The organism is Vibrio sp. 10N.286.45.E10 (assembly GCF_002874195.2).
Classification (GTDB): Bacteria; Pseudomonadota; Gammaproteobacteria; order Enterobacterales; family Vibrionaceae; genus Vibrio; species Vibrio crassostreae.
The window spans coordinates 167,553-191,302 of record NZ_MCWD02000002.1 but is presented as its reverse complement, the minus strand read 5'-3'; the positions used below and the strand labels follow the sequence as shown (position 1 = coordinate 191,302).

At 44.8% G+C, this 23,750-nt stretch carries 21 protein-coding genes; 15 read left to right on the top strand and 6 right to left on the bottom strand.

Annotated features, from left to right (window positions below):
- Window positions 1–12: 12 nt before the first annotated feature.
- From BCU34_RS13980 to gntR, 11 genes are all read left to right on the top strand, one after another.
- Complete coding sequence (locus BCU34_RS13980; RefSeq protein WP_102479744.1) at window positions 13–1,434, top strand: FAD-dependent oxidoreductase; 1,422 nt, start codon at window positions 13–15, stop codon at window positions 1,432–1,434.
- Window positions 1,435–1,661: 227 nt separating this feature from the next.
- A complete protein-coding gene (locus BCU34_RS13975; RefSeq protein WP_102530216.1) occupies window positions 1,662–2,771 on the top strand; it encodes a putative 2-aminoethylphosphonate ABC transporter ATP-binding protein in 1,110 nt (369 codons plus the stop codon).
- Between the two features lie 21 nt (window positions 2,772–2,792).
- On the top strand, window positions 2,793–4,502 hold the full coding sequence (locus BCU34_RS13970; RefSeq protein ID WP_375071408.1) for a putative 2-aminoethylphosphonate ABC transporter permease subunit: 1,710 nt from the start codon (window positions 2,793–2,795) through the stop codon (window positions 4,500–4,502).
- 68 nt (window positions 4,503–4,570) lie between these two features.
- Window positions 4,571–5,275, top strand: a complete 705-nt coding sequence (gene phnR, locus BCU34_RS13965) for a phosphonate utilization transcriptional regulator PhnR (protein ID WP_048669555.1) — start codon at window positions 4,571–4,573, stop codon at window positions 5,273–5,275.
- A 137-nt stretch (window positions 5,276–5,412) separates the two neighbouring features.
- On the top strand, window positions 5,413–6,315 hold the full coding sequence (locus tag BCU34_RS13960) for an EamA family transporter (RefSeq protein WP_102478582.1): 903 nt from the start codon (window positions 5,413–5,415) through the stop codon (window positions 6,313–6,315).
- A gap of 200 nt (window positions 6,316–6,515) precedes the next feature.
- Window positions 6,516–7,532, top strand: coding sequence for a TRAP transporter substrate-binding protein (locus tag BCU34_RS13955; protein ID WP_102478583.1), 1,017 nt, complete (start codon window positions 6,516–6,518; stop codon window positions 7,530–7,532).
- 64 nt (window positions 7,533–7,596) lie between these two features.
- On the top strand, window positions 7,597–8,154 hold the full coding sequence (locus tag BCU34_RS13950; protein ID WP_017058622.1) for a TRAP transporter small permease subunit: 558 nt from the start codon (window positions 7,597–7,599) through the stop codon (window positions 8,152–8,154).
- The gene (locus BCU34_RS13945; protein ID WP_102478584.1) at window positions 8,147–9,469 is read left to right on the top strand and encodes a TRAP transporter large permease; all 1,323 of its coding nucleotides are present in this window, start codon (window positions 8,147–8,149) and stop codon (window positions 9,467–9,469) included. Before BCU34_RS13950 ends, BCU34_RS13945 begins: the two co-directional genes overlap by 8 nt.
- Before the next feature lie 117 nt (window positions 9,470–9,586).
- Window positions 9,587–10,084 carry a gluconokinase gene (locus BCU34_RS13940; RefSeq protein WP_019820437.1) on the top strand — a complete coding sequence of 166 codons (498 nt, stop codon included), beginning with the start codon at window positions 9,587–9,589 and terminating at the stop codon, window positions 10,082–10,084.
- Window positions 10,085–10,087: 3 nt separating this feature from the next.
- Window positions 10,088–11,590 carry an NADP-dependent phosphogluconate dehydrogenase gene (gene gndA / locus BCU34_RS13935; protein ID WP_102478585.1) on the top strand — a complete coding sequence of 501 codons (1,503 nt, stop codon included), beginning with the start codon at window positions 10,088–10,090 and terminating at the stop codon, window positions 11,588–11,590.
- 139 nt (window positions 11,591–11,729) lie between these two features.
- On the top strand, window positions 11,730–12,731 hold the full coding sequence (gene gntR / locus BCU34_RS13930; RefSeq protein WP_102478589.1) for a gluconate operon transcriptional repressor GntR: 1,002 nt from the start codon (window positions 11,730–11,732) through the stop codon (window positions 12,729–12,731).
- Window positions 12,732–12,854: 123 nt separating this feature from the next.
- Here the strand turns inward: gntR and BCU34_RS13925 are convergent, their stop codons facing one another.
- The 4 genes from BCU34_RS13925 to BCU34_RS13910 form a co-directional block, all read right to left on the bottom strand.
- The gene (locus BCU34_RS13925; protein ID WP_240699186.1) at window positions 12,855–13,133 is read right to left on the bottom strand and encodes a siderophore-interacting protein; all 279 of its coding nucleotides are present in this window, start codon (window positions 13,131–13,133) and stop codon (window positions 12,855–12,857) included.
- The gene (locus BCU34_RS13920) at window positions 13,093–13,638 is read right to left on the bottom strand and encodes a siderophore-interacting protein (protein WP_240699187.1); all 546 of its coding nucleotides are present in this window, start codon (window positions 13,636–13,638) and stop codon (window positions 13,093–13,095) included. Before BCU34_RS13920 ends, BCU34_RS13925 begins: the two co-directional genes overlap by 41 nt.
- Before the next feature lie 203 nt (window positions 13,639–13,841).
- Entirely contained in the window at window positions 13,842–15,320 is a 1,479-nt protein-coding gene (locus BCU34_RS13915) for a peptide MFS transporter (protein WP_048669525.1), read from the bottom strand.
- A 414-nt stretch (window positions 15,321–15,734) separates the two neighbouring features.
- The gene (locus BCU34_RS13910) at window positions 15,735–17,105 is read right to left on the bottom strand and encodes an L-serine ammonia-lyase (protein WP_102431481.1); all 1,371 of its coding nucleotides are present in this window, start codon (window positions 17,103–17,105) and stop codon (window positions 15,735–15,737) included.
- Window positions 17,106–17,462: 357 nt separating this feature from the next.
- Here BCU34_RS13910 and BCU34_RS13905 point away from each other — a divergent pair, with 357 nt between their 5' ends.
- Entirely contained in the window at window positions 17,463–18,341 is an 879-nt protein-coding gene (locus BCU34_RS13905) for a YdcF family protein (RefSeq protein ID WP_102478586.1), read from the top strand.
- 4 nt (window positions 18,342–18,345) lie between these two features.
- Here BCU34_RS13905 and BCU34_RS13900 read toward each other — a convergent pair whose 3' ends face one another.
- Both BCU34_RS13900 and BCU34_RS13895 read right to left on the bottom strand, forming a co-directional pair.
- Window positions 18,346–19,023 (bottom strand): hypothetical protein, encoded by a 678-nt coding sequence (locus BCU34_RS13900; protein ID WP_102478587.1) that lies wholly within the window; start codon window positions 19,021–19,023, stop codon window positions 18,346–18,348.
- Window positions 19,024–19,234: 211 nt separating this feature from the next.
- Window positions 19,235–19,489 (bottom strand): DUF333 domain-containing protein, encoded by a 255-nt coding sequence (locus BCU34_RS13895; RefSeq protein WP_102478588.1) that lies wholly within the window; start codon window positions 19,487–19,489, stop codon window positions 19,235–19,237.
- A gap of 368 nt (window positions 19,490–19,857) precedes the next feature.
- On the opposite strand from BCU34_RS13895, the gene BCU34_RS13890 reads away from it, so the two are divergent.
- From BCU34_RS13890 to BCU34_RS13880, 3 genes are all read left to right on the top strand, one after another.
- On the top strand, window positions 19,858–20,376 hold the full coding sequence (locus tag BCU34_RS13890; RefSeq protein ID WP_048659118.1) for an NUDIX hydrolase: 519 nt from the start codon (window positions 19,858–19,860) through the stop codon (window positions 20,374–20,376).
- 572 nt (window positions 20,377–20,948) lie between these two features.
- The gene (locus BCU34_RS13885) at window positions 20,949–23,060 is read left to right on the top strand and encodes an LruC domain-containing protein (protein WP_102479300.1); all 2,112 of its coding nucleotides are present in this window, start codon (window positions 20,949–20,951) and stop codon (window positions 23,058–23,060) included.
- 13 nt (window positions 23,061–23,073) lie between these two features.
- Window positions 23,074–23,589 (top strand): hypothetical protein, encoded by a 516-nt coding sequence (locus BCU34_RS13880; RefSeq protein WP_102479302.1) that lies wholly within the window; start codon window positions 23,074–23,076, stop codon window positions 23,587–23,589.
- Window positions 23,590–23,750 lie beyond the last annotated feature (161 nt).

Here is a 23,750-nt window from a genome sequence, read left to right as displayed (position 1 = left end):
AAGGTACAACAAATGACAAAGCACTACTCATATTGGTTCAAACAAGCATTGGAACAGGAATTTGGCAGCATAGATGCAGGTTTAGAATCCGCGAAGCCACTTCAAAAAGATGTCAACTGTGATATCGCCATTGTAGGCGGTGGCTATACGGGTTTATGGACGGCGATTTTAATCAAACAACAGCAACCCGAAAAACATGTTGTCGTGATTGAAAAAGGCCTATGTGGTAGCGGTGCTTCTGGTGCGAACGGCGGTTGCATGCTGACTTGGTCGACTAAGTATCCGACGCTGAAAAAGCTCTACGGAAAAGAGCAAGCGAAATGGTTGGTTAAGGAATCGGAAAAAGTGATATACGAGATCGAAGCCTTCTGTAACGAACACAATATTGACGCGCATCTATATCGAAGTGGAACTTACTATACGGCGACCAATGAAGCTCAAAAGGGTGGAATGGATCCTGTCGTTAACGAACTGATTAAGCTGGGTATTAATAGCTGGAAGAAGTGCGATAACTCTTTGGCTGATAAAGTGGGATCTGATCGCCACATTGAGGGTTTCTACTCAGAAGCTGCGGGCAGTGTGCAGCCAGCTTTATTGGCTAGAGGTTTACGTCGAGTCGCTCTCGAACTGGGTGTCGAAATTCACGAAAACACAGAGATGACGTCACTCTACTATGGAACTCCAGCTCGAATTCAAACCAAAAGCGGGACGATCTATGCCGATAAAATGATTTTGGCGCTCAACGCGTGGATGCTCGATCACTTTAAAGAGTTCAAACGCAGTATAGTGGTTGTTTCTTCAGATATGGTAGTGACCAAGCCTATTCCTGAAAAGCTCAAGCAGTTTGGCCCAGAGAAAGGGGCGGCAGTGGTGGATTCTCGAATCTTTGTCCACTACTACCGAGACACTCAAGATGGACGACTCATGTTGGGCAAAGGCGGTAATAAATTCTCGTTTGCCAATCAAGTTGAAAGCATGTTTAACCAAACCACTAACTACTTGCCGATTCTCAATCAATCGTTCCAAAAATTGTTCCCTAAACTGGAGCAAAGTGAATTCGATTACAACTGGTCTGGCGGCTCAGATCGTTCGGTCACAGGTTTACCATTTTTCGGTAATCTAAAAGGCCAAAGCAACATCTATTATGGGCTTGGTTATTCTGGTAATGGCGTTGCTCAAACCCGTATGGGCGGGAAAATTTTGTCAGCAATGGTACTCGATATCGACAACGCTTGGACACGAAGCGGTTTAACCAAAGGCCCGTTAGGACACTTCCCGCCAGAGCCATTCCGTTGGGTCGGTGCGATGATGGTGCGTGATGCGGTACGAAGAAAAGAGAACGCGGAAGATTCGGGTAACCCTCCATTGTGGCTAGATAAACAGTTATCCAAACTTGCAGGTGCGGCGGGCAAAGCCGACAAGGTTGAATCATAGATTAATCTAGCGTTTAAATTAGAAGTTTACATTTGGGCTCTCAGTGATTTATGGGCAAGTCACTGAGGGCTTCCAACGTTGAACTAACTTTTAATGCCGAACAGATAGCAATCTTTAATGCTTATTATATCTGCAATATAACTGTCATTTAGCTTCTATAAATTTGTCACTCAACTGCAATATTCTCAGTTTAAATTTGGTATATACCATTTAGAGAGTGCTGTAGTATGAGCAACCAAACTTATTTGAATATCGAAAACGTTGTAAAGCAATTTGGCCAATTTACAGCGTTAAAAGACATCTCCCTATCGATAGATAAAGGCGAGTTCGTCTGCTTCCTTGGCCCATCTGGCTGTGGAAAAACCACCTTATTACGTGCGATTGCAGGCCTAGACTTGCCAACTTCCGGTTCTATTGAGCAGAACGGTAATGATACGACCTTCTTGCCACCAGAAAAGCGCGACTTTGGCATCGTATTCCAATCTTATGCTCTATTTCCCAACCTGACTGTGGAAGAGAACATCGCAATTGGTTTGAAGAACCAAGGAATGTCGACCAAAGAAGCTCTGGAAGCGGTAGAATCTTGGTTAGAAACCATTGGTTTACCAACATCTAGCCAGAAATACCCGAATCAACTGTCTGGTGGACAACAGCAACGCGTGGCTCTCGCTCGTGCATTGGCCTTGTCTCCAGGTTTGCTACTCCTCGATGAACCGCTCTCTGCACTTGATGCGAAGGTAAGAACACACCTGCGCGACGAGATCTGTCAATTGCAGCGTAAATTGGGCATCACCACGATTATGGTGACGCACGATCAAGATGAAGCTTTGACCATGGCTGACCGCATTGTGGTAATGAATCACGGTATTATCGAGCAAGTGGGCGCTCCACAAGAGATCTACCAAAAACCCGTCAGTCGTTTCGTGGCTGAGTTTGTCGGCAGTATGAACTTTATTCAAGCTTCTGTAGCAGCTCAAGGCAAGATGCGTATTGCTGAGTCTATGTTGCCATTGCCTGGGTTAGACAACCTGACACCAAAGCAGGGTGATATGTTTGATATCGCGGTTCGTCCTGAGCAAATCCAGTTTGTTGATCGTTTTAGTGAATCCTTGCCAGTGAGAATCGTATCAAGCGAATTCTTAGGGGCGTTTTATCGCGTGGAGTGCGAGTTGCAACATGACTCAACGGCGAAAGAGATCATCGTGGATGTACCCGTCAAAGAGTTCAACCGATTGAAGCTGCGTCGCAGTGATATTCGTTACGTTGCATTCGATCAAGAAGGCCTGAGAGCTTACCCATCGAAAAGCTTGCAAGTGATGAAAGACGAGGCGGCGTAAACAATCATGGAATCGACTCAAATGATGCAATCTAAGCTGCTAATTCAACGACGAGTACAACCTTTTCTGGCTCGGTTAAGCAAAGACAACGTAATTCTGTTTGGGCTGTTGGCCTTTTTGTCTGTGGTCATGACGTTGTTTATCCTGATGCCACTGTGGGCAATGTTGAAAAAGAGTGTTCAGAACGCAGATGGTGAATTTGTAGGCTTACAGAATTTCGCTACGTATTTTGCGTCTCAAAGCCTGTGGCAGTCGGTGGGCAATACCTTCACGCTCGGGTTGTTAGTGACCGTTGTCGTGGGTGTCTTGGCGTTTGGTTATGCCTATGCGCTAACTCGTTCATGCATGCCTTTTAAGGGGCTTTTTAAAGTACTGGGTTCTGCGCCTATTCTTGCTCCGTCGCTGCTTCCAGCAATCAGTCTTATCTTCTTATTTGGTAACCAAGGTATCGCTAAAGAAGTCTTGGGTGGCAACTCGGTTTATGGCTTGATTGGTATCTCACTGGGTTTGATATTCTGGACGTTTCCACACGCTTTGATGATTCTGACCACCTCATTAAGAACCTCTGACGCTCGCCTTTATGAGGCAGCACGAGCACTCAATACTTCATCGTTAAAAACTTTCTTTATGGTGACGTTACCTGCGGCAAAATACGGCTTGATCAGCACTCTGATCGTTGTGTTTACGCTGGTGGTTTGTGACTTTGGTGTGCCAAAGGTGATAGGTGGTAGCTACAATGTGCTATCGACTGACATCTTTAAGCAGGTGGTTGGTCAACAGAACTTCTCTATGGGTGCGGTAACCAGTATCTTGCTGCTATTGCCTGCGTTGCTTGCGTTTACCGTTGACCGCTGGGTTCAAAAGAAACAGAAGAGCTTGTTTGATACTCGTTCTGTCGCGTACCAACCAGAGCCAAATACCATGCGTGATGGATTGTGTTTCCTTTACTGCACGGTCATTTCGGCTGCTGTCGTTATCGTGTTGGGCATGGCGATATACGGTTCTATGGTCACCTTCTGGCCTTGGAACAAAGCGCTCACCCTGAATAACTACAACTTTGCTGAGATGAGTACCTATGGTTGGACACCGTTCTTCAACTCTCTGACGCTTGGTGCATGGACTGCCATTATCGGTACCGTATTGATTTTCTTAGGTGCGTATTGTATTGAGAAGGGCAGAGCATTTGGTCCCGTTCGTCAGGCGATGCAGATGCTCAGTGTTGTGCCGATGGCCGTTCCGGGTATGGTTCTGGGTTTGGGGTATATCTTCTACTTCAATGACTTGAGTAACCCACTTAACTTCCTGTATGGCACGATGGCGTTCTTGGTGATTAATACGGTGGTTCACTACTACACAGTAGGGCACATGACGGCGTTAACGGCATTGAAACAGCTACCTTCGGAAATTGAAGCCACGGCGGCCTCGGTTAACCTACCGCAATACAAGCTGTTTTTTAAGGTGACGGTGCCCGTTTGTTTGCCTGCGATTTTAGATATTGCGACATACCTGTTTATTAATGCACTTACCACGACATCTGCGGTAGTATTCTTGTATTCTACCGATACGATACCTGCGTCAGTTTCAGTGTTGAATATGGACGATGCGGGGCAAACCGGTGCAGCAGCAGCCATGGCGGTAATGATCATGATATCTGCAGCGAGTGCGAAGTTGATTCATATGCTAATCAACAAGTTTTTCGAGAAGCGCACCCAAGCTTGGCGCAAACGCTAGCGAACCATTTTATATTGCAGTTGGCCAATGAGTGGCTGACGACAAGAACAAGAATGAAAGGAAATTAAGTGCAGTACGTAAAAATCAAAGATGTCATTGTAGAGCAGATAGAGTCGGGGATGTTAACGCCACGACAGAAGTTGCCTGCAGAACGTAAGCTGGCTGAATCGTTTGATACAACACGAGTTACCTTACGTGAAGCTTTGTCTTCGCTTGAAGCTGAAGGGCGTATTTACCGAGAAGATCGCCGCGGTTGGTTTATCTCACCAGCGCCGCTTCGTTACGATCCAACCCAAACACTGAACTTCACTAATATGGCTCTGGCGCAAAATCGTCAACCGAAAACTGAGTTAGTGGCAGCAAAAGGGATGTTGGCAACCAAGGAGGCGACTAAGCTTCTTGAGTTACAACCGTTCTCCGATGTTTATCGAGTCGATAGAGTTCGCTACCTTGAAGACAGACCGGTTGTGTATGTGACGAACTACATTCGACCAGAGTTGTTTCCTAACTTACTCGATTATGACCTGTCTAAATCACTGACCGACATCTACCGTGAGCACTTTGGCGTGGTGTATCAGAAGATTCGTTACCGTGTGAGTACAACGTCTTTGCTGGGTGAAACCGCGCAAGCATTGCGTGCGACTTCTGGCTCTCCTGCAATGGTGGTAGAGCGTGTTAACTACAATCAAAATGGCGATTTGATTGACTGTGATATTGAGTATTGGCGTCATGACGCGATCAGTATAGAGTCGATCGCACAGTTAGAACGCTAGTCATACGTTAGAACGCTGGCACACCTTAAATTCTCTGAGCTTGCTCAATTGAAACGATCAAAGGTCTCTTATCTGGAGGCCTTTTTTATCCCCTGTTTTAAGCGGTTGCTCTTATCAGTCAATAAGTTAGGAATTAAATGGAATTCTCTGCCATCATCATCGTGATTATCTCGGCTCTGCTGCATGCGGGTTGGAACGTTCTAGGTAAATCTAATCAAGGATCGGGTTCGTCTTTCTTCCTAGCCTCTGGCTTTGCCGCTGCCGCGATATTGACTCCCTATCTGGTTTGGTATGCCTACAGTGTTGGCCTGTCAAATATATCACTTCCATTCTGGCAGTTGGTTTTCTTGAGTGGGATCTGTCAAATCGTCTATTTGATTGGGTTAGGCGCTGCCTATAAACAAGCTGATATTGGTGTGATCTATCCGATGGCACGAGCACTTCCGGTGTTGATGGTGGGGTTAGGCACGGTGTTGCTCGGCTATGAATTGTCGGCGAATCAGTGGATGGGTTTTGCACTGATCACATTAGGCTGTTTGTTCGTTCCACTGAAACAATTCTCTGAGCTGAGGTTCAAGGCCTACCTGAACCTCGGTGTGCTGTGGGCATTAATCGCCGCCATTGGTACCACGGGCTACTCCATTATAGATAAAGAAGCGCTCCTGTTATTGGAGCCGTTAAGCACGCCTACCATTACTAATAAACACACGGCGATTTTCTACCTAGGCATTCAATTTTGGGCGATCGTGATTCCGCTGAGTATTTGGTTGTTGGTGTCCAATCAAAGAATCGAATTTACCAACGCATGGATACTACGTAAGAAAGCCACGGTTGCAGGCATTATGATGGCATCGACTTATGGGTTGGTGCTGTTTGCAATGACCATGACAGAGAACGTTAGCTTGGTCGTTGCTCTTAGACAGGTGAGTATCATCTTCGGTGTGGTGATGGGGATCTATTTTTTAAAGGAAAAGTGGCACATGACCCGCGGTGTAGGCGTCGTTTTTATTATTGCTGGTTTAGTTATCTCACTGACTTAAAAAGAAATTAATTTATACCTCCAACCTATAATGTGACTTTTTAGGCACATTATCCTTATTGATAGCAAACGTTTTACTAATGTTAAAGATGTGATCCTTCTCATAGATAAGGCAGTAAAGTTACCGGTAACATCCACCCCAACGTTACCGGTAACATATAACAACAAACCGGACTCTGTGAAACTCATAAGGATACCCAAATGAAAGCTCTGACTAAAACGCTGATTGCTGCTTCCCTCACTGGCCTATTTGCTACTTCAGCAATGGCTGCAGACTTTAAACTTAAGATTCAATCTTCAGATCCATCTGGTGATTTGAACTTCAAGGTTCAGCAGAAGTGGGCTGAGCGTGTAGAGGCGATGTCTAACGGACGTATCGACATCGACCTTCTGCCTGTAGGTGCTGTGGTTAAACACACTGAAACGCTAGGCGCGATCAAGATGGGCATCCTTGATGGTCATATCACAGCAACAGGTTACTTCTCTGGTAAAGATCCAGCATTTGGTCTTATCGGTAACATGGTTGGTGCATGGTCAGACACAACACAACTGCTTCAGTACATGAACTACGGTGGCGGTAACGAGCTAATGACTGAGCTTTACAAGCCTTACGGTGTTCAGTTCGTTGGTGCTTCAACAACAGGTGTTGAGTCTTTCATTTCTAAAAAGCCAATTGACGGTGTCGCGGATCTTAAAGGTCTTAAATTACGTGCACCTGAAGGTCTAGTACAACAAGTGTTCGCAGCAGCGGGTGCGACTCCAGTAAACCTTCCGGGCTCTGAAGTATTTACCGGTCTAAGCAAGGGCGTAATTGATGCTGCGGACTACACAGTATTCTCGACAAACCAAAAAGCGGGCATGAACGACATTGCGACACACCCAGTTCAACCGGGTTTCCACTCGTTGCCACTTATCGATATCTCTGTTTCTCAGAAGAAATGGGACAAGATGCCTGCTGACCTACAAACAATCTTACAAACATCGGTGCGTGACTTTTCTTACGACATGACGACTCAGCTAAAAATGGCTGACCAAGCAGCAGTTAAAGAAGCGCAAGCGAACCCAGAAATCACTATTCATGACTGGTCTCAAGAAGAGCGTAAGAAGTTCCGTGAGATCGCAAAAGGTCAATGGAAAGTATTTGCAGAGCGCTCTGATAACGCACAGAAAGTTTACACCTCAGTTACCGTGTTCCTAGAAGAAAACGGCTTACTGTAATTCAAACTTAGCTTACTGATGGGGGAGGGCATTGCTCTCCCGTTTTCTCCCAGGAAATTTGGCCATGACAGACAAAATCCCTCACGCACCAGCTGAAAACGATGAAAAGCCAAGAAACGGGCTTGATCGTCTTATCATAAAATTCAGCAACTTAGTTAGCTGGTTGTTTATCTTCACTGTATTGATTTCATTTTACGAAGTTGTGATGCGCTATGCATTTGACGCCCCAACCACTTGGGTTCACGAGACGGCTTCATTTATCGGTGGTTCATTATTCATTATCGGCGGCATCTACGCTTTCGCGGCTGATAAACATGTACGTGTTGTTCTTATCTACGATTCAGTGTCTAACCAAACACGTAAGTATCTTAATCTTGTTCACCACATTGTTGGTTTAGCCTTTGCGGGCATGCTTGCTTACGCGGCTTACTTCACTGCAGAAGAAGCGTGGTTTGCACCTTGGGGTGAATTTCGTCTTGAGACATCAGGCTCAGTGTTAAACGCGCCTTATCCTGCGCTGCTTAAAGGTCTGATCTTTGTCGTTTTGTGTGTTCTTGTTGTCCAGTTTGTATTGCACCTAATCCAAGAGTTGATGGGTCTAAGGAAGAATGACGATGTTTGATTTATCTTCTATTGGTATCGCATGGGGCAGTTTGCTCATGCTGGTTATGATGATTGGCTTGCTACTCACTGGTATGCAGCTAGCCTTCGTAACAGGCTTTGTCGCGATTTTCTTCACCCTGTGTTGGTTTGGCCCTGATGCCTTGCCTTTGATTGCGAGCCGCACTTACAGCTTTGCTTCTGGTTACGTATTCCTCGCCGTCCCAATGTTCGTATTGATGGCAGCGCTCTTAGACCGTTCTGGTATCGCACGAGACCTGTTTGATGCCATGAAATCGGTTGGCCGTAAGGTTCGCGGTGGTGTTGCGGTACAAACTTTATTGGTAGCCGTGTTATTGGCGTCAATGTCAGGTGTTATCGGTGGTGAAACCGTACTACTTGGTATTCTTGCTCTGCCTCAAATGCTTCGCTTGGGTTACGACCGTAAGCTTGCTATTGGTACAACCTGTGCGGGTGGCGCGCTAGGCACCATGCTTCCGCCAAGTATCGTACTGATCATCTATGGCATGACAGCCAGTGTATCAATTGGCGATTTGTTTAAAGCGTCTTTCTTACCGGCCTTTATCCTCGCGGGTTGTTACATCGGCTACGTATTGATTCGTTGTAAGCTAAACCCTTCTCTTGCGCCGATTCCGAGTGATGATGAGACAGAAGAAGACATCGCTAGTCAACCTAGCTACTTCAAGGCTCTGTTCTTCCCGCTGCTTTCAGTAGCAACCGTTCTAGGCAGTATTTACACAGGTATCGCTTCAGTAACCGAAGCTTCTGCTTTGGGTGTGGTTGGTATTATGATCAGTGCACTAATCCGTGGTGAGCTGAACTACAACATGCTGAAAGAGAGTGCCATGGCAACAATGCGTACTTGCGGCATGATCATGTGGATTGGTATCGGTGCAAGTGCTCTGGTTGGTATCTACAACCTGATGGGCGGTATTGATTTTGTTGAAGAAACCATCCTTGCGCTAAGTGGCGGCAACGCGACAGTAACGTTGGCAATCATGATGGCTATCTTGCTGGTACTCGGTATGTTCCTTGACTGGGTCGGTGTAGCACTTTTGACAATGCCAATCTTCGTTCCAATCATTACTGGCCTTGGCTTCGACCCAGTTTGGTTTGGTGTTGTGTTCTGTCTAAACATGCAGGTGTCCTTCTTATCACCACCATTTGGCCCTGCGGCGTTCTATCTGAAATCGGTAGCGCCAAAAGACATCAGCTTGGGTGAGATATTCACGTCACTACTGCCGTTCATTGCACTTCAAGTGTTGGTTTTAGGCTTGGTTATCGTCTTCCCACAACTCGCGCTTTGGTGGCAATAACAGCAAAGGTTCCTGACCAGACTTAGCGTCAGGAACCGAACCGCAACAACACAAGTTTAACTATTAGATTCGATTGTCAACCCCAGTTTTGGTTGGGGCTTAGGGAAGGCTTGCCTTATGAAAAGCAAAAAAATACTCGTGATGGGCGTATCTGGATGCGGAAAAAGCCTGATTGGTAGCCGTATCGCAGAAGCATTAACGCTCCAGTTTTTTGATGGAGATGACTTCCATCCGCAAAGCAATGTAGAAAAGATGCGTCAAGGTATTCCGCTGACAGACGAAGATCGTCAAGGATGGCTGGAAACACTGAATAAACAATATATCGAACAACCAAGCGCTGTGATCGCTTGTTCGGCACTAAAGCCGCAATACCGCGATATTCTGCGCAACAACAATGAAGACTTGGTGATTGTTTATCTACAGGGTAGTTTCGATACGATTTGGAATCGTCACAAAGCTCGTGAAAATCATTATTTTAATGGTCAAGAGATGTTGAAAAGCCAGTTTGAAACCTTGGTTGAACCGGAGCTAGATGAAGCGTTATTTGTCGATATCTCGCAAGATGTTGAGCAAGTCGTAGAAAGTGCACTTAAACAAATTAAGCAGATAGGCTAAACCATGACTCAGATAAAAAATGACATCGCGATGATTGGTTTAGGTGTGATGGGCAAAAGCTTAGCGCTCAACCTACTCGACAATGGATTCAACGTCGCGGGTTTTGATTTAAACGCTGACAACGTCGATCGCGCAAATTCAGAAGCGAAGCAGCTTAATGAACCCTTTGAAGGTAAAGGTCAGTTCACCAAAGGTACTAGCCTTGAACATGTGCTTCAGAACTTAGCAAAACCGCGTGTTATTGCGTTATCAGTTCCTGCAGGAAAACCTGTCGATATCGTCGTAAATAATCTGCTTGATGCAGGTTTGGAGAGTGACGATATTGTTATCGACACAGGTAACAGTTTATGGACAGATACCGAGACTCGTGAGTTGAACTATAAGGGCAAGCTACGTTTCTTCAGTACCGCGGTTTCTGGTGGTGAAGAGGGGGCTCGTGTTGGCCCTGCGCTAATGGCGAGTGGTGACCAGTCTGCTTGGCAATATGTAAAACCAATGTGGGAAGCGATTGCTGCTAAAGTGGATGTAAACGGTTTACCTGTTGCTCAATTTGAAGCGGGTGAGACGTGCGCGGCGTATGTTGGCCCTTCTGGCACCGGTCATTACGTTAAGATGGTGCACAACGGCATTGAATACGCCGATATGCAGCTCATCTGCGAAGTGTATCATTTCATGCGTGATGTTCTGGACATGCCAGCTCAAGAGATTGGCCAAGTTTTCGAACAGTGGAATAACGGTGTTCTAAACAGTTACCTGATGGAAATCAGCGCCGATATTCTTCAGCAAGACGATATTGTTACTGGGAAGCCTTTTGTTGATGTTGTGCTGGATAAGGCTGGGCAGAAAGGCACTGGATTGTGGACTGCGGTGAATAGTCTACAAGAGGGTTGTCCAACGCCAACCATTGCACAGGCGGTCTATGCTCGTGCAATGAGCGGTCAAAAATCACAACGTATTCAAGGGAGTCAGCTTCTAAAAGGCAATATTGCGGATGCCAGCCAGTTGGACAAAGCGGAGGTAGTCTCTGAGCTTCATGACGCTCTCTACTGCGCCAAGCTATCTGTTTATGCTCAAGGCTTTGACTTGTTGAAAACAGCGTCAGACAAAGAAGGCTGGAACCTAGACTTCACTCAAATAGCTAAGATCTGGCGAGCGGGTTGTATTATCCGTGCTGCTTTCTTGCAAAGTATCACGTCGGCTTACCAACAAAATAGTGAGTTGACGAACTTGTTGTTTGACGAGATTTTCATCAAACAAGTGGAAGAGCGTGAGTTGGCTTGGCGTATTGCTGTGGCTAATTCGGCCTTATATGGTGTGCCGATGCCGGGGATCAGTTCAGCATTAAGTTACTTTGATTCGTTGCGCTGTGAAGTATTGCCAGCGAACTTACTTCAAGCGCAACGGGATTACTTTGGTTCCCACACTTATTCGCGAGTCGATAGAGATGAGGCTGAAAAGTTTCACGTGACTTGGAGTCAGTCTCCAAGAACGGAAGTTAACGCTTAAACAATGTATAACGCCCTCGCTATGAGGGCGTTTGTAATTGTGATGCTATATCAACCTTTTAGTAAATTAGGCTTCAAATTCCAAGTCAGTTGGATACACTGTTACCAGTAACATAACTAAAAAATAACAATTATTAATGATGTCGAATAAGAAAAAACGTCCAACATTACAAGATGTTGCCAACTTAGTTGGTGTCACCAAGATGACCGTGAGTCGCTGTCTGAGAGATTCTTCTCAAGTCTCAGAAGTGCTACGAGACAAGATCAATGCCGCAGTCGATGAACTGGGCTATATCCCTAACCGTGCACCAGACATTCTTTCCAATGCAAAGAGTAATGCAATAGGTGTGTTGGTTCCCTCGCTAACTAACCAAGTTTTTGCTGAAGTTATTCGTGGTATCGAGCAAGTCACCGCACCAGCAGGCTATCAAACCATGATTGCCCACTATGGCTATAGCGCAGAACTGGAAGAACAGAGTATTGCTTCGCTGCTCTCATACAATGTGGATGCAATTATTCTGTCTGAAAATGTGCATACCGATAGAGCGCGTAAGATGCTACAGACCGCGTCGATTCCTGTGATTGAGATTATGGACTCGGTATCGCCAAGAATTGAACAAGCTGTTGGCTTTGATAACTTCGAAGCGGCTAGGGCTATGACTAAAACCATGCTCGAACGAGGGCGTACCAATATTGCTTATTTAGCAGCACGTATGGACGAGCGAACTCGCTTAAAAATGGCGGGCTACGAACATGCGATGCAAGAAGCCGACAAGTCGCCCGTGACACTGCAAACGGAAGACGCTTCCTCGTTTACTCTTGGTGCAAAACTGATTGGCGAATTACTTGAGAAGCACCCTCAAGTGAATGGTATTTTCTGTACCAACGATGATTTAGCAATCGGTGCTTTCTACGAATGTGTACGTCGTGGTATTCAAGTACCAGAGCAGATGGCGATTGCCGGTTTCCACGGACATGACATTACAGTGGCGATGACGCCTCGTTTGGCGACAGTGGTAACACCTAGGGAGCAAATTGGTAAAGTCGCCGCAGAACAAGTTGTGGCGCGTTTAAAAGGTAATAAAGAGTGGATTGCGAAGTTGGATCTTGGCTATGAGATTGAAGTAGGCGAGAGTATTTAATTTTTAGTCCGGTTTTGCTCTTTATCGGATTAAAACTAAAACGCCCTTAACGATATGATGTGTTAAGGGCGTTTTCAATTTGTTTTTGTGCTTTTAGCTTAAGTGCTTTTGTAGCAATGATCTTTAGTTCGCTAAAGCTTGAGCATCTTGTTGTTTCAGCACTTTATGGCCATCTTCAGTTACGCCACGTTTCCAGTAACTGCTGATGTAGATGTTCTCTTTTGCGACTTCTTTTTCGTTGCGGAAGTATTGTCTTAGCTCGCGCATGCTTTCAAATTCACATGCTGTCCATACTGAAACCTGACCGTCTAACCATTCTATGCTGCGAACGGTTTGTGATAGTGTTTCTTCAGTTTCATCTTCAATCAACCAAGTGATTGAAGATGCCTTTAGACGCTTCAAGAGTTTGCTTGTCTGCTGCTGAGTTGATTTGAACCACAGCGTGACCTTTCGCGTGCTCTGGAAGTGATTTTACTTTTGCGGAAAGCGCAGGGAGTGAAGTCATGTCTGCGACTAAGAAGAACCAATCCGACTCAAGGTTTAGCCCTTGGATTAGACCCGGACCAGCCACGGAAATAGTATCACCCACTTGTGCGTTCATTGCCCATCTTGCAGCAAAACCACATTGCATATCTGTAGTGATGTGGCGAACGAAATCGACTTCGATAAATTGCTCTACTGGGTTGTACTGACGAATAGTGTAAGTGCGCATGGTAGGACGCTCACCTTCATTCAATTGGCTCAAATCTGTGGTGCCGAGTGGCGAGAATAAAAGCTTGATGTAGCCGCCGGCACATTCTGTCGGGTATTTACTTAATCCCTCACCGCTAAGCGTTATACGCTGCATGTTTGGAGTAATGGTTAAGGTTTGAGTAACGGTTAATGTGATAGGGCTAGGCTTGCTCATATAAGGCTCTCTTGGATTTTGATTTCGACATCATAATCCTGAACCAGAAAACTCTCAATACTAATAATTATCATTTACTACAATTTACATAAATGCAATCTAGCCAGAACTCCTCGATCTGTGTGGGTCAAACTCATCGACAAAAAAAGCCCTTTAGAAAACTAAAGGGCTTGATGTGTTAGAGCGGTTGAACGTGAGAGTAATTAGCTGTTAGCTTGCTCTAGTTCAATTGTTTCATCAGCGGCTTTCGCAGCTTCTAGCATCTTACGAATAATGAACGATGCTGCCATTGCGATACCTACCATCACGACTGCAAGAACAGTCAGCATTTGGAAGTAATCACCGTAAACCGTTTGCACGATCTCTTGTGTGATCTCTTGGCCTTTCTCTAGTGCAATAGACGTTGAGAATACGGCACCAACAATGCCCGATAGTGCGATAGCAACAGAGAACAAGCTTACTGAGAAGTTCTCGATGTGCTTAGGTGCAACTGACAGGATGAAGGCTACAACCATAGAGCCAACAATTACTTCACCAAATGCTAGGAAGAAGTGAATCGCTAGGAATACTTCAGGGCGAATCAGAACGTCATCACCAACTGTGGTCACTGCCATTGTTAGGATACCGAAAGCGATAGCCGTTAGAATGAATGAGAAACCGACTTTCGTTGCCGTAGAGAAGTTAATGTTTTTCTTTTCTAGGTTAGAGAAGATACCCGCGATGATAGGGCCCGCAACCATACACCATAGTGGGTTCATCGCCATTGACGCTTCTGGTGCAACAGGAATGAAGCCAAATAGGTCACCACGCATGGTGTTGATTGCTACCATAGTCATCGACGTCATCATCTGGCCGTAGTACACGAAGAAACAGGTCGTCAGGAATGTGATGATTAAGATAGTGCCCATTTTCAGCATGTCTGACTTCTTCGATTTCATCATCAAAGAGACAAAGTAGATGATCGCTGCACCGCCAATTGCGTATACGATGTTTTGGCCAATATCCATGTTAGAGAACATGAAGAATACCAAGCCAATCATTGCTGCAGAAAGGCCAAGGAAGGCTGCCCAGTTTTTAGTGCTTACTGGTTGTTGATCGATTTCAGCACTTGCTTCAACAAGGCCCTTGCGAACAAAGATCATCATTAGAAGCGCAGCGCCTGCTAGAACAGCAGAAAGAAGGAAACCACCGTGGAAACCAACAACAAGCACTAGCATTGGGAACAGGTATTGACCTAGTAGAGCGCCAATGTTGTTTACTGAGTAGTTGATTGGGTAGCAGTTCTCAAAATCTTCTTGAGTTTTGAACGTGCGTTTGTAAAGACTTGGGTAAGAAGGAGACATCAAACCACGTGCATAACTTGCTAACGCAATACCACATAATGCCATCGGAACATTGGTTGCTGCTGCACCAAGTACCAGTAGAACGTAACCACTTGCGAACCCTAGGAAGGCAATGGTTAAAGATCGGTAAGCGCCTAAAAACTTGTCGGCGATAAAGCCACCTGCGATAGCAAATAGCGGTCCGATTGCAGAGAAAGCACCAACAACCATCATGGTGTCGGCTTCATTGTAGTTCAGATCTTCAAGGAAGAAACGAGTCAAGATCACCATGACGCCATAGAACGAAAGTCCAAACATCATCTGGCAGAACATCATTGATTTGTTTAATCTATTCCACATTATTTTATTCTCACATTTGTATTAATATGTAGTGTAATTACCCGATTATAATACCATTACTAGTAATACATAAACTGAAACATCTGTCTCAAACAGGACTTTGCTCGATATATCTTTTCTTATGAGTGCATTCATATTTCTTATGAATGAAATTTGCAATGTTAGATTTTGCTAGTGGATGCATAGCGGTGTGAAATGCAGCCATCATCACTTGCGGCTAAGTAATGAACTAATAAAGGAAAAATTAGAGATGGTCATTCTGTAAAGGTTTTGAGTGAGTATCACTTTCAATTGGCTGCTGGGATTTAGCCAATAAAAAAGCCAGCTTGGTGGCTGGCTTTGTTGAGATATTGAAAACTAAGTTTACACGAATGCCGTCTCTGTAGAGGCTTTCTCCACTCGTGTTCCTGTCTGTTACTCACACGGGGGTGCCATGTGAATCACGGCCAGGCCGCCTAGAGAAGTTTCACGGTACTTCTTGTTCATGTCTTTACCTGTTTGGTACATGGTCTCGATAACCTTGTCTAACGAGATAAGACACTTGCTGGTACGTTTCAATGCCATGCGCGATGCATTAATTGCTTTCATTGCACCCATTGCGTTACGTTCGATACATGGCACCTGAACAAGCCCGCCGATCGGATCGCATGTCATGCCCAGTGAGTGTTCCATCGCGATCTCAGCGGCAATACAGATTTGCTCGTTGCTACCACCACGCAGGGCAGTTAGGCCAGCAGCAGCCATTGATGAAGATACGCCAACTTCACCCTGACAACCTACTTCTGCACCAGAAATCGAAGCGTTGGTTTTGTATAAGATGCCGATAGCACCAGAGACTGCCAAGAAGTCCTTAAGCTGCTTAGTGTCTAGCTCTTTGATGAAGCGATGGTAGTACATCAAAACTGCAGGAATAACGCCAGCAGCACCGTTGGTCGGTGATGTGACAACCTGACCGCCCGCTGCGTTTTCTTCACTCACGGCAAAGGCAAACAGGTTAATCCAATCCATGATTTCCATTGGATCGTTTTCAATTGAGGCATTTGCTTCAAGCTTTTTCAAAAGAGCAGGTGCTCGACGCGTGACTTCTAGACCGCCATCAAGAATGCCTTCGGTGTCAAAACCACGCTGCATGCACAATGACATTACCTTCCAAATTTGGTCGGCTTTCTGGTCAATCACATCCATATCTTGGAATGAAACTTCATTGCGCAGGATTAAGCCACCAAGGCTAAGTCCTTGTTGTTCTGAGAGTTCAAGCAACTGGTCAGCAGAAGAGAAAGGAAACTCAACTTGTGTTTCTGCTTCCTGTTTGCCGTTTTGTAGCTCATCAGCGGTTGCGATAAAGCCACCACCAATCGAGTAGTAGGTTTCCATATCCAGAAGGTTACCGCTTGCGTCAAACGCGGAGATAGTCATGCCATTTTCATGCAGCGGAAGGTTGGTTTTGTGGAAGAGCAGGTCGCTTTCTACATCGAAATGAATTTCATGGTTACCGCTCACCAGTAGAGATTTGTCTTCAATCGCCTTACGCATTGCTTGGTTAGCACTGGTAATTTTAATGGTGTCAGGGCGGTTACCTAGCAAACCTAATAAGGTCGCTCTGTCTGTGTGGTGACCAATACCTGTCAGTGACAATGAGCCGTATAAGTCAATTTGAATACGGGTAACTTGACCAAGTACAGATTCAATCTTTTGGGTAAAGTTGAACCCAGCGATCATTGGTCCGTTGGTATGGGAGCTGGAAGGCCCGACTCCGATTTTGTAAATGTCAAAAATAGACAGCATAGTAACTTCCTGTGAAGACGGTTCGATGTACGAACTCTGTGTAAAATTTGTATTTAGTTAGTTTCACTTCTTTGAGTGAACCTGTTCTTTTGGGTGAAACAGCTATGTGATTGAGCGTATTCATTGATTGAAAGGGCTCTTTTATCGACTAGTGCTAATAAGCATAGAGCGATGAAATACAAGAGCGTGCTATGTTTGCTGTAAAGCGACACGTCTATTCTTGTATTACCTAAGATGTCGCTATCAATCGTGAGCATTATTGCGAGCAACATATAAGAATTTCAAAATACTTTTGTTAACAAGTATTGTATACATAATTCACTCTATCTAATCCCCAAAACGAGACTTGAACATAAAATGAGCATTAATCACCTCCTTATTGTGCTGGGTAAGCGACTTAATGAGAATAAATTGACTGATGAAGGAATCAGTCGAGTTGATGCTTTGGTTGAGTATCTGGCGGAGCCTTTGGTAGAAGATTCGAATCAGCAAACCGCGGTAGCATTTTGTGGTGGAGTAACAAAAGGGCAGACCCTGTCTGAAGCCGATGCGATGCACCAATATTTTAGGAAGCTTGAAAATCAGCGAGAACATCCTTTTTCCTTAGGGGCGATTTTACTCGAGCAGCATTCGACTAACACTGTCGAGAACATTCAGAACTTGGCCTCAGAAATGATTGAAAGCGGTCTGTTTACTCACGGGCAGAGTGTGCAGGTGACGTTTGCTTCTAATGACTACCACTTACAACGTATCTTCGAGATTCAATCACTGATGGACGAGCAAGGTTTGCTTAAGGTTTTGGTCGAGAAGTGCTCTGCACTTGGGGTGGAACTAAAAATAGATCCTCAGCGAGAGGCTCATGTCGCAGTGCCATACCCTCATCAAACAGAGCAAGGGCAATTGTTTCTGTTAATGGATGCCCTGACGACCTACCGAGTCTATCTTGAAGGTGTCTCTGTGGGTGCATTTAAGAGGGATTTGGATTCAGTAAGACGAGAGCCAGAAAGACTGTCTTTGGAAGCACTGATAGCCGTAAAGGAACTCGTTGGGTGTTCATCTCACTTTGACATTGTGGCCGGTTTACTCCCCGTATTGGGGCGCTGTATCCAGCAGACTTCAGTGGATGCCGACATAAAAAAAGTCAGGGAATACCTAGCTCTACTAGATACTAACCTGACTTTATTGAATCGTTATTTAGATCCAGAATCCGATCACACACATCGCTGGTGGCGATAGGTGATCATTTCTTTCTCGTGATGCCAATAACGGTCTTTAAACTAGCAAAGGCAATCAGACAGTAAGCTAGAAGCTCAGTGCCTTCTTCAGCGATATTTTTAACCGCTCGAACGTAATCATCGCCCATAACATTGTGCCAGAAGCTGCCCATGCCAAATAGGCGCGAGAACACCAACAGAAGCATCACGCCAGTCACTAGCAAATTCATGTGTGGGGAAGCAAGAATAAGCGCAAGTTGATCAATGGTTCGTTTACCATTTTTAATCGCATAGAAGATTGCGCTACCAGCAACCAATATGGCAGGAACAACCCAAGCGCCATGTACAATCTTGTCGAACCAAAAGTCCATTTCACGAATAAACATCACACCGAAAAATGCACTGATGAGCATAGCTGCATGCTTAACTTCGCGCTTCTCTCTTGCTAGATAAGCAAAGGACCCAGACGAGATAATAAGCAGTAACTGCTGCAGCATCTCGGTCACCGAGATCTCACCAACATTGCCATTCAACAATACGAAATCAATTCGAAGCGCAAGGTTTGCGACAATACCAATCGCTAAAACAATGAGAGCGGTTTGGCAGCGTTTGTAGATCACTTGAGATGTCGACTGAGAAAGGGTGAACTCTGGCAGTTCAAATGACATTTGAGTTTGTTCTTTCGTTTTTGATTGGCTTTTCATAATAATTCTATGTGTAAAATTTTGTAACAGGCGGGCATTCTATCGGTGTAGGTTAGGCTAATGTCAGAGCTGTGCCAGGAATAAAACAGTGTTCAATTGGTGTGTGTGTACGGTAAACCGCTGCCTTATGGCAGACAGTCTACGTAACATAATTGAGTTTTTAGGGGGAGGATTTTACAGCTTTGAGATTGGAAACTTGTAATAGAATTGATTACTTTTCAGTTTCTTGCTCATGGTTATTGCGGTAGTACTCCCACTGTTCAATGCGCTCGCCGTCATCGAATACACAGTAAGTTGTACGCTGATTGTTTTCAGTAACCGTACCTAATTCACCGTCCTGTTGAACACAATAAACCGCTGCTGGGTTAGCGACTGAAACACGTTGGCCTTCGCTATATTCTGCATAGTCGTTTGCACAACCGCCTAATACAACGGCACATACAGCCATCAAACCAATTTTCTTCATGCTTATCTCCTACGTCATAACTCTATAATTGAATGCGTTAAGTTCTACAGAACCAAATGAGAAGCTCTATGAAATGAGTATATTTTAGATTTCAGAAAAGGTTGTCCTAATTTGGTCAAGATATTGAAATAGGTTGATATTTCGCCATGTTTAGCTGCTTTTTGAGGGCTAGATCAAGCTAAGCTAGCCGGGCGAGAGAAGGGCATGAATTGTTGAGTGAAGGCTTTTCAGAGGTTATGTGATGTTTTCTTGCTTTATCGGCTATGAGGTACAAAGTTAGAAGGCGTGTTGATGTGAACCGCTATGAACCTCGAATCTATGAATGATTATGATATGATGCCGCCAAATTCAGTTGAGCAGTTAGAGCCATGAGACACCTAAAAACAACCATTCACCCTGATATCGACCATCTAGACAATAAAACGGTCTATAAGCGCAATGCTGCCCGTGCCATTGTGTTAGATGGTGAAGACATTCTGATGCTGTATACAGAGCGTTATCACGACTACACCATTCCTGGTGGTGGTTTGGATGAAGGGGAAGATGTGATCGCAGGTATGGTTCGTGAGCTCGAAGAAGAGACTGGCGCGAAGAATATCCATAGCATCAAGCCGTTCGGTATTTTTGAAGAGTTTCGTCCTTGGTACAAAGACGATGCAGACATGATGCACATGATTTCTTACTGCTATTCATGCAAGATTGATCGTGATCTTGGTGAAACAGCTTACGAAGATTATGAAGTGAAAAACGGGATGAAACCGGTGTGGATGAATATTCATGAAGCGATCGCTCATAACGAGAAGACCATGGCTGAGAGCCCTAAAAAGGGCATGAGTATTGAACGTGAAACCTTTTTGCTGCATTTGATTGCCAAAGAAATGCTTTAACCTCACTAAACCTCATACTGCAGTCATTGCACAGAATTAATTGTTCAGCTGTAACTGAAGTGCAGCCGACAACGACCTTTGAACTGTTTAATTTCCCCCGTATTTAAACAGTTCATTGTTATCGCTTTCAGCCATCTAACTTTTCTTAAAGCCAACAGCCATTATTTCTCTAGTTTCACGCCGCTTCCTTCTGTTTAAACGACATGTTTATTCACTTGGAGTCTACTTCTCACACTCCAATTAAAGATAAGCTGTCAAATTGAGTCACTTCATTCATCAAATTGATTCCTATTTTGAATATAGTGTTTATTTGGTCCAGAGCCTAAGGAGTGTTTAGAAAAATAAACTAATACTTTCATGTTGTTATGTTTATTTTCTAAGTGTTCAAAAACTTGGCTTCCCTCTTGCTTTTAACTCTTATGCAACTCGTTTTGTCGGCGCCAAAATAAAAAAGTAGACATCCTTTGTCTCGTAGCATCAGATTTTAGGGACACATTTATTTAGCTTTGCCGTTCAAAGTTTACGTACTTTTCAAGGAAATCGCCTAAGCGAAGAAGAAGTCGAGGTTAACTATGAAATACAAGCAAATTATTTATCTCATCGGAGCAATAGTTAGTGTCCCGGTCCACGCATCCATAGTGGACTTGGATTTTTCAAATCACATAGAATCAACAAACGGCAGTAGCAGTTGGGCAGGGCCGACCTACGACGGCGCCTCCATGCACTTCCTCAATGTCGGTACACACAATGGAAAGACCATTGATGCTAAGGTATCCAGTAGCGTATTTGGTGATGCGACATTTGTGTTTCATGCACCTAATTACAAAGTCGGCGCAACGCAACCGTCAGGTGATATTGGATTCCTCTATCAGACTAACTCTGCCGGTTCTGCAGGTTTGATTTATACCTTTGAGTTCTTTGACGGAACAGATGGTCTGTCAGGTACTTTCTCGGTCCCTTACACTATTCCTGAATTTGAAATGATCGGTTATGACATTGATGGCGAGCCCGTTCAGTCAGAGCAAGTACGAGTATTTAAAAGCGAAGGCTTTTTCAGCTATCAATTGGGGAGTGCAAGTGCCAGCTTGACCGCCGAAGAGAGTGCTGATGGAACGTCCGTTCTATTTACTGGGCCTGGTACTAACTACTCAGAAACTGATACGTCAGGTGCGGTTAAGTTTACCTACAAAAATACCTCTATTGTTACGCTTCAGTTTGAAACTGTTACTACGAGTGGCAGTGGTTTCCCTAATCCAATCTTTTCAGCGTTTGATGGTAACTGGGATTTAAGTGGTTTTACTAATCCGATAGAGAGTTCCGACGAGTCTGATTTCGGCGATGCGCCGGATACATATGGAACATTACAAGCAAGCAACGGTGCGGAGCATGCTGTTTCTTCAACGCTCTATCTCGGGGCTAATATCGATGCTGATTCTGACGGACAGCCGGGCGCCTTATCAAACGGTGATGACTTGGATGTTGACGGGAATGATGACGACGGTATTACGCTACTAACTAACTTAGAAATTGGGTTGGATAGTCTCATCAACGTTAACGTTGTAGGTAATGGTTATCTACAAGCTTGGGCTGACTGGGACTTGAGTGGTACTTTCGATGATGATGAACAAATCTTGAAGAACCATTCGGTTGTTGAAGGGGGTCAAGTGGTTCCGATTCGAGTGGCTGATGATGCGAGTGTGGGGACTGTACAAACACGTTTCCGTTTAGCGAGCAGTCCTAATATTCCAAGTGATGGCTATGTAGGTGATGGGGAAGTCGAGGATTACGTGTTTAACGTCACTGATCCGGGAACCACTATCCAATACTCTAACTACTACACTGCAGCGTTCGAAGATAACTGGCCTGAAGTGGGTGACTTCGATTTAAATGATGTTGTTGTTTATTACCGAACCACCATTCTAAGTAAAGATGATGCTGTGTTACGTATGGATATTAGCGGTAGCATCATGGCCTACGGCGCCTCTTACGGTAATGGCTTGGGTTGGAAACTGAGTGGCTTTGATGAGTCGGATGTTGATTTGCAGACTGCCAGAGTTCAGAAAAACGGCGCAACTCGTGTGAATATTTCACCGTTTACTGGCGAAGATAAATCGGTTGCATCACCAGGAGGGGATCTTGTTGTGGTCGCTTCACTGAACTTGAGAAATGATATCCCGATCAACGATGAGTGTATGTTCCACCGTACCAACCCATCTTGTAATCCGTCTCTTGAGTCAGACCAAATGACGTTCAGCATCTCACTACCGTTTAACGATGACGATCAACCAACGGTAAGTTCACTTCTACCATTGAGTGGTTTCGACCCGTTCATCTTTGGTCCAGGTGAAGGCTATTACCATGGCTCTAGTTTTACTGGCTCTCCGGGTAAAGATCTTGAAATTCACACAGCGGATCTTCCACCAACGTCACGTGGTACGTTAGTGAGCGACTTTTACGGTGTGGCACAGGATGATTCAGATCCAGATAGTGGAAAATACTACCGAACTACGCAAAACATGCCTTGGGGTATCTTAATTTCATCTCCTTGGAATCACCCATCCGAGTACATTGATATCAGTGAAGCGTTCCCGGACTTTGCAGAATGGGCGACGTCTGGCGGTTCTTCTAAACCGACTTGGTATCTAAACCCTAACTCAGACAAAACTTGGTCTACTGAAGATTAATCAAGGAGGATTTATGAAATTATCAAAACTAATGCTAAGTAGTGTGACCCTTGCCTTCCTTGCAGCTTGTGGCGGCGGAGGCGGTGGTGGTGGCTCTACTACATCAGCTCCAAGCTCTGTCCCACCAGCGGATGATTCTTCATCAGGCAACACGTCATCTGCTGGCAATAACACAGTGACGTCTAGCGTCACGCCTGCGGCACAAGTGTTGAGATCTGTCGAGCTGACCATACCTGAAGGCTTTGATTTCTCAACTGAGAGGGAAGTGGCTGTGACGGTCGATGTCGCGAGTTCACAAAGTTCGCGGGGCTTTATGAGCTTGTACACTGAGTTTGATGGCGACGTTGTCGACTACACCTCACAAGTGTTAAGAATGCCTATTAATGAAGACACTGACTTTTCAACAACGCTATTGTTGCCAAACCATGTTGATAAAGTCTGGATCGAAGTGTGGTACCCATCAGCATTAGGTAGTGAGGTGAGAAGCTCATATAGCATAGAAAATGACCGGGTGAGCGTCATTCTGTAACCGTGGTATGGGTGTTAGCTAACGCTTTATACTCGAACCAACAATATCTTTGCCGCCAATATGGCGGCAAAGTTGTTTCTGCAATGCAAAAAATGAATAGTATTGACGAATAAGCAAATGTGGTTGACATTGTCAACTATGTATTTTTGGTGTACCTTTAA

What these genes read in the sequence shown, in the direction of transcription:
- gntR (WP_102478589.1), top strand. Translation starts at nt 11,730, where the DNA reads ATGTCGAATAAGAAAAAACGTCCAACATTACAAGATGTTGCCAACTTA.
- BCU34_RS13970 (WP_375071408.1), top strand. Translation starts at nt 2,793, where the DNA reads ATGATGCAATCTAAGCTGCTAATTCAACGACGAGTACAACCTTTTCTG.
- BCU34_RS13880 (WP_102479302.1), top strand. Translation starts at nt 23,074, where the DNA reads ATGAAATTATCAAAACTAATGCTAAGTAGTGTGACCCTTGCCTTCCTT.
- BCU34_RS13895 (WP_102478588.1), bottom strand. Translation starts at nt 19,489, where the DNA reads ATGAAGAAAATTGGTTTGATGGCTGTATGTGCCGTTGTATTAGGCGGT.
- BCU34_RS13910 (WP_102431481.1), bottom strand. Translation starts at nt 17,105, where the DNA reads ATGCTGTCTATTTTTGACATTTACAAAATCGGAGTCGGGCCTTCCAGC.
- BCU34_RS13905 (WP_102478586.1), top strand. Translation starts at nt 17,463, where the DNA reads ATGAGCATTAATCACCTCCTTATTGTGCTGGGTAAGCGACTTAATGAG.
- BCU34_RS13980 (WP_102479744.1), top strand. Translation starts at nt 13, where the DNA reads ATGACAAAGCACTACTCATATTGGTTCAAACAAGCATTGGAACAGGAA.
- BCU34_RS13955 (WP_102478583.1), top strand. Translation starts at nt 6,516, where the DNA reads ATGAAAGCTCTGACTAAAACGCTGATTGCTGCTTCCCTCACTGGCCTA.
- BCU34_RS13900 (WP_102478587.1), bottom strand. Translation starts at nt 19,023, where the DNA reads ATGAAAAGCCAATCAAAAACGAAAGAACAAACTCAAATGTCATTTGAA.
- BCU34_RS13890 (WP_048659118.1), top strand. Translation starts at nt 19,858, where the DNA reads ATGAGACACCTAAAAACAACCATTCACCCTGATATCGACCATCTAGAC.
- BCU34_RS13915 (WP_048669525.1), bottom strand. Translation starts at nt 15,320, where the DNA reads ATGTGGAATAGATTAAACAAATCAATGATGTTCTGCCAGATGATGTTT.
- BCU34_RS13940 (WP_019820437.1), top strand. Translation starts at nt 9,587, where the DNA reads ATGAAAAGCAAAAAAATACTCGTGATGGGCGTATCTGGATGCGGAAAA.
- BCU34_RS13885 (WP_102479300.1), top strand. Translation starts at nt 20,949, where the DNA reads ATGAAATACAAGCAAATTATTTATCTCATCGGAGCAATAGTTAGTGTC.
- BCU34_RS13960 (WP_102478582.1), top strand. Translation starts at nt 5,413, where the DNA reads ATGGAATTCTCTGCCATCATCATCGTGATTATCTCGGCTCTGCTGCAT.
- BCU34_RS13950 (WP_017058622.1), top strand. Translation starts at nt 7,597, where the DNA reads ATGACAGACAAAATCCCTCACGCACCAGCTGAAAACGATGAAAAGCCA.
- BCU34_RS13975 (WP_102530216.1), top strand. Translation starts at nt 1,662, where the DNA reads ATGAGCAACCAAACTTATTTGAATATCGAAAACGTTGTAAAGCAATTT.
- BCU34_RS13920 (WP_240699187.1), bottom strand. Translation starts at nt 13,638, where the DNA reads ATGAGCAAGCCTAGCCCTATCACATTAACCGTTACTCAAACCTTAACC.
- gndA (WP_102478585.1), top strand. Translation starts at nt 10,088, where the DNA reads ATGACTCAGATAAAAAATGACATCGCGATGATTGGTTTAGGTGTGATG.
- BCU34_RS13945 (WP_102478584.1), top strand. Translation starts at nt 8,147, where the DNA reads ATGTTTGATTTATCTTCTATTGGTATCGCATGGGGCAGTTTGCTCATG.